The organism is Serratia sp. Ag1, assembly GCF_000743355.1.
Lineage (GTDB): Bacteria > Pseudomonadota > Gammaproteobacteria > Enterobacterales > Enterobacteriaceae > Chania.
On sequence record NZ_JQEI01000035.1, the window covers coordinates 20524 to 36291 of the forward strand.

Below are 15768 nucleotides of genomic sequence, written 5' to 3' on the forward strand. Positions count from 1 at the left end.
AAGGTTTAACCACCGGAGTTATTTATCCAGCAAATGCCCCATTTTGGCAGCCTTAGTGGACATATAGCGTTCATTTTTCGGGTTGCGGCCAACGATCAAAGGCACGCGTTCGGTGATGTTGATGCCCGCTTCCGTCAGGATCGTCACCTTTTTGGGGTTATTGGTGAGCAGACGCACGGCATTCACTCCCAACAGTTTGAACATATCGGCACAGAGGGTGAAATCGCGCTCATCGGCAGCGAAACCGAGCTGGTGATTAGCTTCTACCGTATCAGCCCCTTTATCCTGCAGCGCGTAGGCACGGATCTTATTCAGCAAGCCGATGTTACGGCCTTCCTGGCGATGATAAAGCAGAATGCCACGGCCTTCTTCCGCAATGCGTTCCAGAGCCGCTTCCAGTTGGAAACCGCAGTCACAGCGCAGGCTGAATAGCGCATCGCCGGTTAAACACTCGGAATGAACGCGTGAGAGCACCGGTATTTCGCCGGAAATATCACCAAACACCAACGCCAGATGATCTTGCCCGGTTGCCAGTTCTTCGAATCCCACCATCAGGAAATCTCCCCATGGTGTTGGCAGTTTGGCTTCTGCCACTCGTTTAAGTTGCATGTTACTACTCTCCACTGACTTTGCATCTCCGTTCAGGCGGTGATGTTTTTACTAAAACTTGCATGGCCCTGGTTCGGCTGTAGGGCAATGATATTACCCTCATTCTTGATAAAATGCGTTGCGAATGTGTGTTGGCGCACATTTTGATCGTCCGTGAGGGGAATGATGCTTGCCATGGAGAATGGTGTGTATGCGCAGGGGGATCTCATCTATACCCTTCATACTTCAAGTTGCTTGGGTGTTGGCTGCGTTACTCGGCCCATCCTGGGCCTCGCCCCTTCGGGGCCGCTGCAAGCAGCGTTCAAATCTGCTTGCGCAGATTTGTCACTCACCCCAGTCACTTACTTGAGTAAGCTCCTGGGGCCTCGTTCAGTTGCCGCCTACAAGCAACTCGAATTATTTTGGGTATATATAAGTATAATATATACCTGGCCTGAAAAATCTCATAGAAAAAGCACCCCGAAATAACAAAATCTTCAGGGTGCTTTGATTAAAGTTGTTTAATTCCCTGGCGTTGGTGCTGTATTAAATTAATTCAAGCTACATGTATGTTACATTCATAATTCCGAGGGTGTGCTTATCATTTAACCATTTTATGCCAGACACCTTCCCTGAAGGGAACTTAATGTTCGAGGCAGTAATGGGTGCGGTTGTATTTATTACTTTTCCATCTTTGTAACAACCTATATCAACAACACGTTGCGAGTTATTAATGGTGCAACCACCATCAACAATAGCTCCTCTGAAATTGATTACACCACTTGACGCACTGTTAGCAAGAGGGATGCTAGTGAGTAGAAGAAGGCTGATTGAGGCTGAAATGCAAGCAAACTTGTTAGCGTTCATGGGAAACCTCTATAAGCAAAAGGCACATCCATGTAACAAAAGTTCGGGTACTCATTAATAATTTAGTCGGCCTTTTTTATAATGGCAAGATGGAAATAAAAAAAATTAAAGCAGGTTGGAAATACGATTTTGATTAATATTTTTGCAGTTTTTATGGGGCGCAACAACGAAAAATTTGAAAGCCAGTATCGCGTTGAAGCCAGTGAAAACAGGGTGCCCCCAGGGTTTTCAGGCCTTTGGTGGCTTACGCTTTCTTTTCTGAAGCTTGTTTTGTGATTCGTAGGTGGAATTAGAGTTATTGAATGATGTTAATAGTAGGTTCCAAGCAGGAGAACAGTCACTATAGTGATTATATGGATGCATTAATTATTAAATCTATCGTATGGCTTATATCGTTGCCACGTTTCAAGCTGCATTATATTGGCTATGTTTTTGTATCAATCCAATATAGATCCAGAGCAAAGTGTTTAGAAGGTGAAAGTGATATTTTTCCGTTGGTTAAAATTCAAAGGTAGCGACTTTAGGTTTTTAATTGATTTTTGGTGGTGGCTTTTATTTTGACCAATGTCTATTGGCAACAATATGTTTCCCATTTCGGCTTCTGTTCCTGCTTATTATAAATGGCAAGGCGTTAATACAGTTGGCAATAAATCAATACGGCATTCGTTATCATTTTTTAAGGGCATAAGTTCAGTGCCGGAGTTTTACGCCAAATATTTATTGCGATAGGTTTGCTATCTGTTTAATTTCGTGTGTTTTGTTGGGATTACAAGATTGTTACACTGTTCGTTGTACCCGGATGAGGAGAATCGAATGTTAGCAATAGCAAAACGCACGGCGATTGGAGCAATGGTGCTGGTATTGATGCCGCTGGTGGTTTCGCTGTCTGGTTGGCAATGGCAGCCAGGGGGGAATGATAACCTGTTGAAAGGCTTGTTCTGGGTAACGGAAACGGTCACTGCACCTTGGGGAATTTTCACCAGTCTGATTTTCTCTATCTGGTTCTTGTGGTGCCTGCGCTTTCGTCTAAAACCCGCCATTGGCGTATTTATGCTGTTGTTGGCATCAATTGCGGTTGGGCAAGGGGTAAAATCGGTGATCAAAGATCGGGTGCAAGAGCCCCGACCATTTGTTGTGTGGTTAGAATCAGCTCATCACATCGATGAAAAGTACTTTTACTCACTGAGCAGGAAAGAACGCAGTGCTTTAGTAAAAGAACAGCTACAAGATCAGACACTGGTGCCGAAATGGTTAAGCAAGCACTGGCAGTTTGAAACCGGGTTTGCTTTCCCTTCCGGGCATAGTCTGTTTGCCGCCAGTTGGGCGCTGCTTGGCGTAGGGCTGTTATGGCCACGGCGTCATTATAAAACCATCGTGGTGCTGATGGTATGGGCGACGGGTGTTATGGCAAGCCGCTTGATGTTGGGTATGCATTGGCCACGGGATCTGGCGATGTCGGTCATTATCAGTTGGCTGTTGGTGATCATCGCCTGTTGGTTGGCACAGCGTTGGTTTGGCCCGTTGACGATCCCGCGACAGGAGCAACAAGAGATTGACGATCGTGAACGGCTAAAATAACCCATCAGGTATTTCGGGGGATTTTCTGATTAATCGACATCCCCTCTGTTGCCTGCTTAATCTACCAGCAGATCTATGCTTTTATCCTATTGCAGGGTTTCCCTGCCATGATGGGAAATGCTAACTTAGATGGCAGGGACGCCACTTGGTGGCAGAGACTTTCCATCTTTCAAGTTTCCTTTTGGTACGGCTTGAAATCCATGGAGTAGAGTTCATCCGATTCACTCGGCATTGCGGGAAAGAATGTGAAATATTTACTGATTTTTTTGTTGGTTTTAGTGATATTCGTGATTTCAGTGACGCTTGGCGCGCATAACGATCAGGTTGTCACGTTTAACTATCTGGCTGCTCAAGGCGAATATCGCGTCTCGACGCTACTGGCCACCTTATTCGGCGCGGGTTTTGTGCTCGGTTGGATCATCTGCGGGCTGTTTTATCTGCGCGCGCGCATTTTGCTGGGCCGCGCTGAACGCAAAATCAAAAGGCTGGAATTGCAGCTTGAAACGCCTGCCGAACCGGCGTCTCAGTCTGTTGTCGTCAGCAAGGAATAACCTTTTATGTTAGAGCTGCTGTTTCTGCTGCTGCCTGTAGCTGCCGCTTACGGTTGGTATATGGGGCGTAGAAGTGCTCAGCAGGATAAACAGCAGGATGCTAACCGTCTGTCGCGTGAATACGTGGCCGGGGTTAACTTCCTGCTTTCTAACCAGCAGGATAAAGCGGTTGATCTGTTCCTGGATATGTTGAAGGAAGACAGTAATACCGTCGAAGCCCACCTGACGTTGGGGAATCTGTTCCGTTCGCGTGGTGAAGTCGATCGCGCGATCCGCATCCATCAGGCGCTGATGGAAAGCGCCTCGCTCACCTTTGAACAACGTCTTTTAGCGGTACAACAACTGGGGCGCGATTACATGGCTGCCGGGCTGTATGATCGTGCCGAAGACATGTTCAACCAGTTGATCAACGAAGAAGACTTCCGGGTTTTTGCCCTGCAACAACTGCTGGTGATCCACCAGGCAACCAGTGACTGGCTGAAAGCCATTGAAGTGGCGGAAAAACTGGTCAAGCTGGGTAAAGAAGCCCAGCGTATCGAGATCGCTCATTTCTATTGCGAGCTGGCATTGCAGGCGATGGGCAGTGACGATCTGGATAAAGCGATGGGCCTTTTGAAGCGTGCCGCAGCGGCTGATAAGCAGTGTGCCCGCGTGTCTATCATGGTTGGGCGCATCTTTATGGCGCAAGAGGATTATGCCAAAGCGGTGGAGGTGCTGAAACCTGTACTGGATCAGGACAAAGAGCTGATCAGTGAAGCCCTACCGATGCTGCACGAATGTTACCCGCATTTGCCGCAGCAGCAGAATGACTGGTTCGACTTCCTCAAACGTTGTGTAGAGGAGAACTCTGGAGCGACGGCAGAACTGATGCTGGCCGAAGTGATAGAACAGCAGGAAGGGCGTGACGTGGTTCAGATATATATCAACCGTCAGTTATTGCGCCACCCTACGATGCGTGTTTTTTATCGCTTGATGGATTATCACTTGGCTGATGCAGAAGACGGGCGGGCCAAAGAGAGCCTGTTGCTGCTGCGCGATATGGTGGGGGAGCAGATCCGCACCAAGCCGCGTTACCGCTGCCATAAGTGCGGTTTTACTGCGCACTCAATGTATTGGCACTGTCCTTCCTGTCGTGCCTGGGCCTCAGTAAAACCGATACGCGGGCTGGATGGGCAATAAAAAACGGGACGAATACCTTCGCCCCGTTCTCCATACAATTTAATCACTTCTTCTTGCTGCTTTTCACTCCGCCTTTCAATAGCTGGCGCAATTTCTTCAATTCTTTCTGGCTGAGCGGCTGTTCACTCTCTTCTTCAGTGCCTTGATTGTCAATGTCATCCTGGTGCGGAGCGGCCTGCTTCTTGCTGGGTTTGCTTGGCGGTTGGAAACTGTCTTCCAGCCGTTTACAAACCTCAGCGCTCAGGGAAAGTTCATTTTCCAGGGCGATAGCTTTGATCTTTTCTTTGAGTTCAAGAGGGATCTTTATAGTCAGTGTCGATATCTCGCTCATTTCGCTGCCTTTTATGCGGGAACATTCCTTCAAGCTAAGCCAGAGGCGCAAATGTGTCCAGTCCGTAATGAAAATTTAATGTATTTGTAACACTGAGGAGCTAGCAGGGAAGGATAAAACTGACAGGGCCCGAGAATTCGAGCCCTGTGATGTCATTAAGACTTATTTGTAGATAACTGCGGTGCCGTGCATCAGGTTGTTACCGGTGGTCGCAATGATGCGATAGCTGCTAGCGCCCTGTGCGTCTGCTTCGGCAGCCAGTTTGGTTTCCAGGCTGCTCAGCGTGCTGGCATGGCCTACAGAAATCACCCCGATCTCTGTCAGACGCTGAGATTGTTGCTGATTGACTGGCTCTGCGGCGAATGAGGCGAATGAGGTCAGTGCAATGGCAGCAGAAATTGCAAAATATTTGATGTTATTCATAGGTGGCTCCAGTTTATTTTATTAGACCTGAAAGCGACTTGCTTTCGATGTATTCAATAATAGACCAACCAGCAGGCTTTAAAATCGGATAATGCTGAGCTAGTTAATCAAAATATTTGATTAACTATTTACGCATATTTACGATGCTTTACTTCTTCTGCGCTAAGGCGAGAAGCGCGAATTGACATTACATGACTCGTCTTGGATGAACCTGACTTAGCGCCAGCTATACCCGTCATACTTCAAGTTGCTTGGGTGTTGGCTTCCCTCACTCACCCCAGTCACTTACCTGAGTAAGCTCCTGGGGCTTCCTTCGGTTGCCGCCTACAAGCAACTCGAATTATTTTGGGTATATAAGGGTAAACAACGTTGCGGCTGGGATTTCAAATGTCTGACATGTAGAATGCGGCGGTCAGTTTTGGTCGGTTGATTAATAATTCATGTCCACTTTACAGAAGGTAGAAGAAATGAAGTCTAAGAAAAATACCAATAACAATGACTTAAGATCATCTCCAATTATTGTCGCCTTGGATTATGCCGACAGAAATGCCGCACTGGCGTTTGCCGATCGTATTGATCCACAAGATTGCCGCTTAAAAGTCGGCAAAGAAATGTTCACCCTGTTTGGGCCGGAGATCGTGCGTGATCTGCAGCAACGCGGGTTTGATGTGTTCCTTGATTTGAAATTTCACGACATTCCTAATACTACGGCGCATGCGGTGGCAGCGGCGGCGGAATTGGGGGTGTGGATGGTCAATGTGCATGCCAGCGGCGGGGCGCGCATGATGACGGCAGCCAAAGAGGCACTGTTGCCCTATGGTGCGGATGCGCCACTGCTGATTGCGGTCACCGTACTGACCAGTATGGAAGCGAGCGATCTGCAGGCTATTGGTATTGATATCAGCCCGGCAGAGCAGGCCGAACGCCTGGCACGCCTGACCCGTGACAGTGGTCTGGATGGTGTAGTCTGTTCTGCACAAGAAGCACAACGCCTGAAGGCCGCCTGCGGCAGCCAGTTCCAACTGGTGACGCCAGGTATCCGCCCGGAAGGCAGCGCAGCGGGCGATCAGCGTCGTGTAATGACGCCGCAACAGGCACAGGCCGTAGGGGTAGACTATATGGTTATTGGCCGCCCGATCACCCAATCAGCCGATCCGGCTGCCACACTCCGTGCTATCCGTGCATCACTGGCTTGAGGGAATAAGTATGAATGATGATAACAGCCGCCTGGTGTATTCCACCGACAGCGGACGTATCAAACAGGAAGAAGCCAAACCGCAGCGTGCCAAAGGGGATGGTGTGGTGCGCATTCAGCGCCAGACCAGCGGACGCAAAGGCAAGGGCGTCTGCCTGATTAGCGGGATCGATCTGGACGATGCTGCGCTAGATAAATTGGCCGCCGAGCTTAAAAAGAAATGCGGTTGTGGCGGTGCAGTTAAAGATGGCGTGATTGAGATCCAGGGGGATAAACGCGAGCTGCTTAAACAGCTGCTGGAAGCCAAAGGGATGACGGTGAAACTGGCAGGGGGTTAAGTCGATCACCATGCCGCAGAAGAGCGGCATGGTGAGAGTAGAGGTCTGCTGTCTAGCGTTACTCAGACGAGTAACGGTAACTTATTTGCCAACCTGGCGACCAATCAACCCTCCGACAGCAGCTCCCCCAACTGTCCCTAATGCACTACCATCCGTCAGCACCGCCCCGCCTACCGCGCCGACTCCGGCACCAATCGCCGTATTACGGTCACGCTTAGACATATCCGCGCAGGAACTCAAGGAAATCGCCAGAGTAAAGGCCAGAGCGGCAGTGGCAACACGTTGAGTAATATTCATAGTAACTTCTCCTTGGTATGGGCGCCTCGCGCTACTGGTGTTCCAGCAACTTCAGGGCCGAAGGGATTACGAAAGCACCTTACTGGCGTAACACTCTTCTAGTATAAGCATTAATCACCAAACTGGCTGATTACCTTAATTATGATAATTTTGGGGCAAAAAGTGGCAATGTTTAGATAAAGCCGCATAAATTAATGCAGATAATGGTTTTATTGTCCGTGGGTAGTATAAATATCCTGTTGTAGTGGGGTAGGTAAAGAGTCTTAATTTCTGCGGTGGCACTGGGTAATTATTCTGATTAATCAGCATCGCTTAAAGCATCGCCTGCGCGCCGCACATCCCGGTGTATCCAGCAGAACCCTGCGTGGTTTTCAGCGATTTCTGCCATACCGGCCTTTAGCTTGCCTGCCGACAATAGCCACAGGCCAAGCAACAAGGAAAAACCGATGCTTAACGAACTCAAACAACAGGTGCTGGAAGCCAATCTGGCGCTGCCGCGCCATCATCTGGTGACCTTTACCTGGGGCAACGTCAGTGCGGTAGATCGGCAGCAGGGGCTGATGGTGATCAAGCCCTCTGGGGTTGAATATGCTGTAATGCGCCGTGACGACATGGTGGTGGTGGAGCTGGAAAGCGGCAAAGTGGTGGAAGGCAGTAAAAAACCGTCGTCCGATAGCGATACCCACCGAGCGCTTTATCTGAGCTTTGCCGCAGCGGGTGGGATCGTGCATACCCATTCACGCCATGCCACCATCTGGGCGCAGGCCGGGCTGGATATCCCTGCCTGGGGAACAACGCACGCAGATTACTTTTACGGTGACATTCCCTGCACTCGCCTGATGGATGAGGCAGAAATCCATGGTCGCTATGAGTGGGAAACCGGGCGCGTAATCGTTGAGACTTTCACCGAGCGCGGTTTGGAGGCTGCAGCGATCCCGGCGGTGCTGGTTCACTCGCACGGCCCGTTTGCCTGGGGCCAAGATGCCAGCAGCGCGGTGCATAATGCGGTGGTGCTGGAGGAAATAGCCTATATGGGGATTTTTTCACGCCAGTTGGCACCGGCATTGGCCAGCATGCAGCAGACGCTGCTAGATAAACATTATCTGCGTAAACACGGTAAACATGCCTATTACGGCCAGTAATCTCGGGGCCTGCGGGCCCCGTTTGGCGCGGCTTACTCGTTAACCCGTTCTAACAGAATGTTTTGCTGTTCGAGTAAATACTGATATTCGGGATCCAAACGTGAATCGGTAATCACCCGGCTAATCTGGTGCATCGGGTCCAGCGGGTTAGGCTGGATCTGGCCGAATTTTGACGAATCGGTCAGCACAATATTTTCCACCCCTTTGGCCAATACCGCATTCACCACATCGGCGCGCATCATATCGCGACCGGTAAAGCCGGTTTCGGCGTGGTAACCATCAACCCCGATAAAGGCTTTACTGAAATGCACCTGCTGGATACACATCCGCGTCAGCGGGCCGACCACGGTTTCGCTTTTCTTCTGGTACATTCCACCCAGCACGATCACCTCACAATCGGTCTCTTTGAGCAGATGAGAGATGTAATGGCTGACGGTGATCAGCGTGATGTGTTTGCGCTCGGCCAGATAGCGGGCCAGCAGGGCGTTGGTGCTGCCGCTTTCGATAAAAATGGTGTCGCCATCATTGACCAGCGAAGCGGCGTATTGCGCCAGTTTTTGCTTAAGGGAGAAATTGGACATCATGCGGGCATCAACGTCATCGCTCTCTAACGCCACCGCAGAGCCATGCACGCGCTTCAGATAGCTGCGCTTTTCCAACAGATTGAGATCCTGGCGGATTGTTACCTCAGAAACGCCGGACGCCCGAGCCAGTTCGTTGACGCTGATGCGCCGCCGCTCGTTAACTAACTGCAATATGGTTTGTTGTCTTGAATTCATAGAGACCTGATGGGCGGCTACCGGGTGGCAGCCGCCAATGTTTGCTGTTTAAAGAGTATGTTCTGTGCGTGCGATAATATCATCCTGTGCGTCTGGGGATAATGCGGTAAAGAAAGCAGAATATCCAGCCACCCGTACCACTAAATCACGATATTGGTCAGGATGTTGCTTCGCTGCCAGCAACGTTTCTCTGGAAACAATATTGTACTGCACGTGCCAACCGTGATAGGTCTCGAAGAAGGTGCGCAGCATCAGCATCAGTTTCTCGCGGTCACGCGGGTTTTCCAGCGTGGATGGATTCAGCTTCTGGTTGAGCAGCACACCGCCAAGAATCGAAGCCGTTGGCAGTTTGGACAACGAGTTGAACACCGCTGTCGGCCCCAAATGATCGGTACCGGAGGCCGGGCTGGCTCCTTCCGCCAAAGGTGTCTGGGCCTTGCGCCCATCTGGCGTTGCCATAGTGGCTGCTCCAAACGGCACGTTGGCGGAGATGGAAGAGGTTCCGGCATAGTAGGTGCCGCCAATCGGGCCCCGGCCAAAACGGGTATTATGGTACTGCTTCAGTTCGTCGATGTAGGTCTGGTAAGCACGCACCAGCAACTGGTCAACCTCATCCACGTCGTTACCGTACTTCGGTGCGGCATTAATCAACCGTTGGCGTAACTGTTCACCGTCTAACCCGGCAAAATCGTTGGCCAAGGCTTGTGCCAACTGCTGCTGGCCGATGATCCCTTGCTCAAATATCAGCTTACGCACCGCCGCCAGGCTGTTGCCGAGGTTGGCGATGCCCACCTGCAGGCCGGAAACCCAATCATACTTCGCGCCACCTTGCTTGATGCTCTTACCGCGCTCAATGCAGTCATCCACCAACGCCGAGCAGAGGATATCGTGAGCATTCTCTTCCAGAACGGTATCCACCACGCATTCAATTTCAATCGACTTGCGGGTGTAGTAACGGATTTGCGTATCCCAAGCCCCCAACACCTGCTCAAATTGGCTGAAGTTACCTTGCGAAAGCGCCAACTCCTGCGGCAGGAAGACCTGACCCGAGGTAGCATCACGTCCCTGTTCCAACGCCGCCAGCATTACCCGGGCGAAGTTGATAAAGCTCATGCCGGTGCAACGATAGCCCCATTTGCCACCCACGGCGGTTTCGATACAGCCGATAGCGGCATAATCGTAGGCATCCTGCGGTTCAACCCCCAGTTTGATAAATTCCGGGATCACGATTTCATCGTTGTTGAACGCAGGCATGCCAAAGCCACAGCGGATCACCTGCACGCAGGCATCGAGGAAATCATTGCTGATACCGGCGTGGTAACGCACGCTGAGGTTGGGCTGGGTGGAACGCAGGCGGCCACAGGATTCCAGAATGGTGTAAGACAGCGGGTTAACCGCATCCGCTGGCTGACCGTTCACCAGTTTCTGGCCACCAATGGTCACGTTCTGATACAGCGGGCTACCGGCTGAAGCTTTGGAGTGCGAACCGGAACGGATCTTGTTCACTTCCAACAGCTTGAGCCAGCAACTGTGTAGCATTTCAATGGCTTTTTCGCGTGGTAGGCTTTGTTCCAGTTCGACATCACGGCGATACCATGGGTAGAGGTACTGATCGAGGCGGCCAAAGGAGACCGAGTGGCCGTTGGATTCAATCTGTAACATCAACTGAATGAAGTAGCACAGTTGCAGTGCCTGCCAGAAGGTTTGTGGAGGCTGATGGGCGATCAGTTCGCAGTTAGCGGCCATGGTCAGCAACTCTTCACGGCGCCAGATACGGCTCTCTTCCTTTGCCATCTTACGGGCCAGCAGAGCGAAGCGCAGGATATGCTCGCTCAGCGCAGCCAGCGAGATATCAATGGCTTTCAGAAACTGTTCTTTGTGCAGATCGTCCCAGTCAGTCAACTGCAGGCGGTTACGGCGCTCGGTGACATTGTCACGTAAACCGTCCAAACCTTTCTCTAACAGCAACGGGAAGTTGACCGCTAAATGGGCATCACCGGAGGTCATGTTGCCTTCTGCTTTGATGATCCCGGTCGCCAGCAAGGCTTTCTGTTCATCGGTGAACATACCATAGCAGCGATCCTGCACGGTTTGACCGCGCCACCACGGGCACAGTTGATGCAGAATCGCCTTGTTTTCCTCGCTGACGGAAAAGCCCGCGCCAGGGCGATCGGCTAACTCGTCAATTTCGCTTTCAATCCAACTGACGGTGTATTCCGGAAAGATTGGCGCAGCCCGCAGTTCGCTGGCCTGGTTACCGATAATCAACTCATCGTTTTTGATCCAGATAGTACGGTTTGCCAAATGGTTGGCCAGTGCCAATGCCCGCCGTACCGGCAGTGGTTTGTCCTGATGCTGTTGGTAGGTTTCGGTGTAGTGCTGCGCCCGTTCAGTACAAACCGGGGGTTTAACAATATGGATCAGCGCGTTCTTGTGCGCCTGGGTGCGTTCGGTCAGGGTAATCAGATCCAGCGTGGTCATAATGTTATCCTCGTAAAATGGCGGTCAAACCTTTGGCGCTGGCATAATCTTCGGCGTAAGCCAGCAGTTCAGGATCGTCCAGTGGGGTACGGGAGGCGTGATAGGGCACACCGAGCAGGTGGTATTTGTTGATGCCCAATGTGTGGTACGGCAAAAAATGAATTTCTTTCACGCCGACTTCGTCGGCGGCAAAGTCGGTAATGGCGCGGATTGAGGCACGATCGGCGTTAAATTCAGGGATGAGCGGCACCCGCACGGTGATCGCGGTTCCTGCTGCTGCCAAACGACGGAAATTATCCATCACGCGCTTGGCAGAGCCATCGGTCCATTGCTTAAAGCGTGCTTCGTCAACGTGCTTGAGGTCGGCCAGCATCAGATCCAACCAAGGTAACGAGGGGGCAATATATGACCATGGTGTATGCAGGCAGGACTCCACGGCGGTGTGAATACCGGCTTCACGCCCACGTTTGAGCAGGGCGGCGGCGATCTCTGGTTGCATAAAGGGTTCACCGCCAGAAAGCGTCAGGCCACCGCCAGTGCGCTGATAAAAGGGTTTGTCACGCAGCACTTCGGCCATTACGGCGTCGATGTCGAGCGCACTGCCGCAAACGCTCAGTGCCCCGCTGGGGCAACACCCGTTCAAGGCTGCATAATCCGCCGTAGTGAGCAATGTGCGTTGAATGGTTAACGTCTCTGACGTGCGCGTAATGGCGTGCGGGCACTGTTCGCTGCATAGAGTGCATCCTGCCAGACACAGGCGTTCATCGAACAGTAATTCCTGTTGGCGCGCGCGGCTTTCCGGGTTCTGGCACCAGCGACAGCCGAGGGAACAGCCTTTCAGGAACACCACGCTGCGGATGCCGGGGCCGTCATGTGTAGAATAGCGTTGCAGATTGAAAAGCATGGTTCACCCGTGACGTTTAATTTTCTTATGTAAATTAAATATGTTTCGAATGAAGCTTGTATTGATTTTAATCAAATGGCGGGGGCTTTTTTGCCTTATTATGATGAGAGTTTGAATTTGTTTGTAAAATAATCAGGAGACCGATATGGAACTTTATCTTGATACCGCCGATGTCACTGCGGTGAAGCGTCTGGCGCGTGTGTTGCCGCTGCACGGTGTGACCACCAACCCGAGTATTGTGGCTAAAGAACGTAAACCCATTTGGGAAGTGTTGCCTGCGTTGCGCGATGCGCTTGGCGGTACCGGCAAGCTGTTTGCGCAGGTGATGGCTAACGACGCAGAGCGCATGGTGGCAGAAGCGCTGTTGTTGAATCAGCGGGTGCCGGGGCTGGTCGTGAAGATCCCGGTTACGGCAGAAGGTTTGGCGGCGATCAAAAAGCTGAAGTCGATGTCGATCCCGACTTTAGGCACCGCAGTTTATGGTGCAGGCCAGGGATTGCTGTCGGCGCTGGCGGGGGCGGAATATGTGGCACCCTATGTTAACCGTCTTGATGCCCAGGGCGGCGACGGCGTTGCCATGGTTCATGAGTTGCAGCAGTTGCTCAATCTGCATGCACCTCATGCCAAAGTGCTGGCCGCCAGCTTCAAAACGCCGCGCCAGGCACTGGAATGCCTGCTGGCGGGTTGCCAGTCGATCACTTTACCGGTAGACGTGGCCGAACAGTTTATTGGTACTCCGGCAGTGCAGGCGGCGGTTGAGAAGTTTGAACAGGATTGGCAGGGCGCTTTTGGCACCACATTGTTAGGCTGATTGGATGATGGGCGGCAGGGAGCCGCCCCGGTGGTTATTTTCTGGCGCTTCAGATACGCCCGGTTTCTTCACGCAGAACGATGGCACTTTCGCGCACCGTCGGCGAGTTTGAATTCATCGCACGGCGGATCACAAAGAAAGCGGAAACCAGCATAGTAACCGCAACCAGCATAAAGAAGGCGCACAGGCCTGCGTTAATCTGGTTACTGAATACGATAGTTTCCATGTCTTTCAGCGATTTTGCCGGGGCAATGATGGTGCCTTGCTCAATCCCGGCAGAGAATTTTTTCGCCTGCGCCAGGAAGCCAATGCTGGGTTTTTCGTGGAAAATCTTCTGCCAGCCTGCGGTCATGGAGGTAATGAACAGCCAGGCGGTTGGCACGATAGTGACCCAGGCGTAACGCTGTTTCTTCATTTTGAACAGCACCACGGTGCCGAGGATCAGCGCCATTGAGGCCAACATCTGGTTACCGATACCGAACAGCGGCCACAGGGTGTTGATGCCACCTAAGGGATCCACCACGCCCTGATAGACGAAGAAACCCCAGCCGGACACTGCGACGGTGGTTCCCGCCAGGTTACCGAACCAGGAACGGCTATTGGCCAGGCGTGGAACGGCGATACCCACCAGATCCTGCACCATAAAGCGGCAGGCGCGCGTACCGGCATCAACGGCGGTCAGAATAAACAGCGCTTCAAACAGAATGGCGAAGTGATACCAGAAGGCCATCATGGTGCGGCTGTTGAACACTTCGGTAATGATATGCGCCATCCCAACGGCGAAGGTTGGTGCACCCCCCGCGCGTGACAAGACTGAATTCTCACCCACATCTTTGGCGATTTGCGTCAACATTTCTGGCGTTACCATAAAGCCCCAGCCGTTGATCACCTGTGAGGCATTTTCCACCGTGGTGCCGATCAGCGCCGCCGGGGAGTTCATGGCAAAGTAAACGCCAGGGTCGATCACCGAGGCACAAATCAGCGCCATGATGGCAACGAAAGATTCCATCAGCATCGCGCCATAACCGATAAAGCGGATATGGCTTTCGCGCTCCACCAGTTTTGGCGTGGTGCCGCTGGAAACCAGAGCGTGGAAACCGGAAATGGCCCCGCAGGCAATGGTGATAAACAGGAATGGGAACAGCGAGCCAGCAAAGACCGGGCCGCTGCCGTCGATAAAGCGCGAAACCGCTGGCATTTTCATTTCCGGCATGGCGAACACAATGCCCACGGCCAGCCCGACGATCACGCCAATTTTCAGGAAAGTAGACAGATAATCACGCGGTGCCAGCAGTAACCACACCGGCAGTACCGAAGCGATAAAGCCATAAATCACCAGCACCCAGGTCAGGGTGGTGCCATGTAGGGTAAAGAACGGCCCCCAGTAGGGATGCTGCGCCACATTACCGCCGTAAATAATTGCCGCCATCATCAGGACAAAACCGAACAGCGAGACTTCGGCAATTTTACCCGGGCGAATAAAGCGCATGTAAACGCCCATAAACAGCGCGATAGGGATGGTAGCAGCGATGGTGAACAGGCCCCACGGGCTGTCTGCCAGCGCTTTCACTACCACCAGAGCCAGCGCAGACAGGATAATGATCATGACCCCTAGCGCACCGAGCATGGTGACCACGCCGGCAAAAGCCCCCAGTTCCTGCTTGGCCATTTCACCGAGGGATCGCCCATCGCGGCGGGTAGAGATAAACAGGATCAGGAAGTCTTGTACCGCACCGGCCATCATCACGCCGACCAGGATCCAGATAGTGCCTGGCAGGAACCCCATCTGCGCGGCCAGAATCGGCCCCACCAGCGGGCCAGCACCGGCAATGGCGGCAAAGTGGTGGCCGAACAGCACCCACTTGTTGGTGGGAACATAGTCCAACCCATCGTTATGGCGTTCCGCCGGGGTCAAGCGGCGGTCGTCCAGTTCAAACACGTTTTTGGCAATAAACAGGCTGTAGAAGCGATAAGCAATGCTGTAGCAGGCCACGGCGGCGACCACCAGCCAGACAGCGTTGACGGGCTCCCCACGGCTGAGTGCCAGCATGGCGAAAGCGAAGGCACCGAGTAATGCCACCGCAAGCCAGATAATGCCGGACTTGACGTTTTTCATGTTCCACAACTCCTTGTTGTGCAAAGGTAGATAAAAGTAACGTTTCATCAGTAAAAGTGAGTCGCAGGTTAAAATAGGGGTTTTGGACATGAAGAAAAGCCGGTGAGATGAAAAATGTGAACTCAGCGGGGGTTTAGCTGCAAACATGGGGGAAGAAGGTCAGGCGGGGAGTAAAAAGGGCGATATTG

General features: G+C 52.0%; 15 protein-coding genes. 7 read left to right on the forward strand and 8 right to left on the reverse strand.

What is annotated here, in order from left to right; translation table 11 throughout:
• Window positions 1–18: 18 nt before the first annotated feature.
• Window positions 19–609, reverse strand: a complete 591-nt coding sequence (gene ribA, locus IV04_RS19605) for a GTP cyclohydrolase II (protein ID WP_037399145.1) — start codon at window positions 607–609, stop codon at window positions 19–21.
• Window positions 610–2268: 1659 nt separating this feature from the next.
• Between ribA and pgpB the strand changes: the two genes are divergently transcribed.
• The 3 genes from pgpB (at window position 2269) to lapB (ending at window position 4763) form a co-directional block, all read left to right on the forward strand.
• Window positions 2269–3033, forward strand: a complete 765-nt coding sequence (gene pgpB / locus IV04_RS19615; protein ID WP_037399148.1) for a phosphatidylglycerophosphatase B — start codon at window positions 2269–2271, stop codon at window positions 3031–3033.
• 245 nt (window positions 3034–3278) lie between these two features.
• A complete protein-coding gene (locus tag IV04_RS19620) occupies window positions 3279–3584 on the forward strand; it encodes a LapA family protein (protein WP_037399149.1) in 306 nt (101 codons plus the stop codon).
• Between the two features lie 6 nt (window positions 3585–3590).
• Window positions 3591–4763, forward strand: a complete 1173-nt coding sequence (lapB, locus tag IV04_RS19625; RefSeq protein WP_037399152.1) for a lipopolysaccharide assembly protein LapB — start codon at window positions 3591–3593, stop codon at window positions 4761–4763.
• Between the two features lie 43 nt (window positions 4764–4806).
• Here lapB and IV04_RS19630 read toward each other — a convergent pair whose 3' ends face one another.
• A complete protein-coding gene (locus IV04_RS19630) occupies window positions 4807–5094 on the reverse strand; it encodes an Arc family DNA-binding protein (protein ID WP_037399155.1) in 288 nt (95 codons plus the stop codon).
• Between the two features lie 162 nt (window positions 5095–5256).
• The gene (locus tag IV04_RS19635) at window positions 5257–5517 is read right to left on the reverse strand and encodes a YdgH/BhsA/McbA-like domain containing protein (RefSeq protein WP_037399159.1); all 261 of its coding nucleotides are present in this window, start codon (window positions 5515–5517) and stop codon (window positions 5257–5259) included.
• Between the two features lie 467 nt (window positions 5518–5984).
• Here IV04_RS19635 and pyrF point away from each other — a divergent pair, with 467 nt between their 5' ends.
• Entirely contained in the window at window positions 5985–6713 is a 729-nt protein-coding gene (gene pyrF / locus IV04_RS19640) for an orotidine-5'-phosphate decarboxylase (RefSeq protein WP_197062172.1), read from the forward strand.
• A 10-nt stretch (window positions 6714–6723) separates the two neighbouring features.
• Complete coding sequence (gene yciH / locus IV04_RS19645; RefSeq protein WP_037399163.1) at window positions 6724–7050, forward strand: stress response translation initiation inhibitor YciH; 327 nt, start codon at window positions 6724–6726, stop codon at window positions 7048–7050.
• A gap of 81 nt (window positions 7051–7131) precedes the next feature.
• On the opposite strand, the gene osmB is transcribed toward yciH, so the two are convergent.
• Window positions 7132–7347: an osmotically-inducible lipoprotein OsmB gene (gene osmB / locus IV04_RS19650; protein ID WP_037399170.1), complete on the reverse strand. Its 216-nt coding sequence runs from the start codon at window positions 7345–7347 to the stop codon at window positions 7132–7134.
• Window positions 7348–7793: 446 nt separating this feature from the next.
• On the opposite strand from osmB, the gene araD reads away from it, so the two are divergent.
• Complete coding sequence (gene araD, locus IV04_RS19655) at window positions 7794–8489, forward strand: L-ribulose-5-phosphate 4-epimerase (protein WP_037399172.1); 696 nt, start codon at window positions 7794–7796, stop codon at window positions 8487–8489.
• A gap of 32 nt (window positions 8490–8521) precedes the next feature.
• Here the strand turns inward: araD and IV04_RS19660 are convergent, their stop codons facing one another.
• Genes IV04_RS19660 through IV04_RS19670 form a run of 3 tightly spaced genes read right to left on the reverse strand, consistent with a single transcriptional unit; the run spans window position 8522 to window position 12653 of the window.
• Window positions 8522–9268, reverse strand: coding sequence for a DNA-binding transcriptional regulator YciT (locus tag IV04_RS19660; protein ID WP_037399173.1), 747 nt, complete (start codon window positions 9266–9268; stop codon window positions 8522–8524).
• Between the two features lie 48 nt (window positions 9269–9316).
• Window positions 9317–11749 carry a formate C-acetyltransferase/glycerol dehydratase family glycyl radical enzyme gene (locus tag IV04_RS19665; protein WP_037399179.1) on the reverse strand — a complete coding sequence of 811 codons (2433 nt, stop codon included), beginning with the start codon at window positions 11747–11749 and terminating at the stop codon, window positions 9317–9319.
• Between the two features lie 4 nt (window positions 11750–11753).
• Entirely contained in the window at window positions 11754–12653 is a 900-nt protein-coding gene (locus IV04_RS19670; protein ID WP_037399182.1) for a glycyl-radical enzyme activating protein, read from the reverse strand.
• Between the two features lie 145 nt (window positions 12654–12798).
• Here IV04_RS19670 and fsa point away from each other — a divergent pair, with 145 nt between their 5' ends.
• Window positions 12799–13464: a fructose-6-phosphate aldolase gene (gene fsa / locus IV04_RS19675; RefSeq protein WP_037399184.1), complete on the forward strand. Its 666-nt coding sequence runs from the start codon at window positions 12799–12801 to the stop codon at window positions 13462–13464.
• A gap of 49 nt (window positions 13465–13513) precedes the next feature.
• Here fsa and IV04_RS19680 read toward each other — a convergent pair whose 3' ends face one another.
• Window positions 13514–15580, reverse strand: a complete 2067-nt coding sequence (locus tag IV04_RS19680; RefSeq protein WP_037399186.1) for a carbon starvation CstA family protein — start codon at window positions 15578–15580, stop codon at window positions 13514–13516.
• Window positions 15581–15768 lie beyond the last annotated feature (188 nt).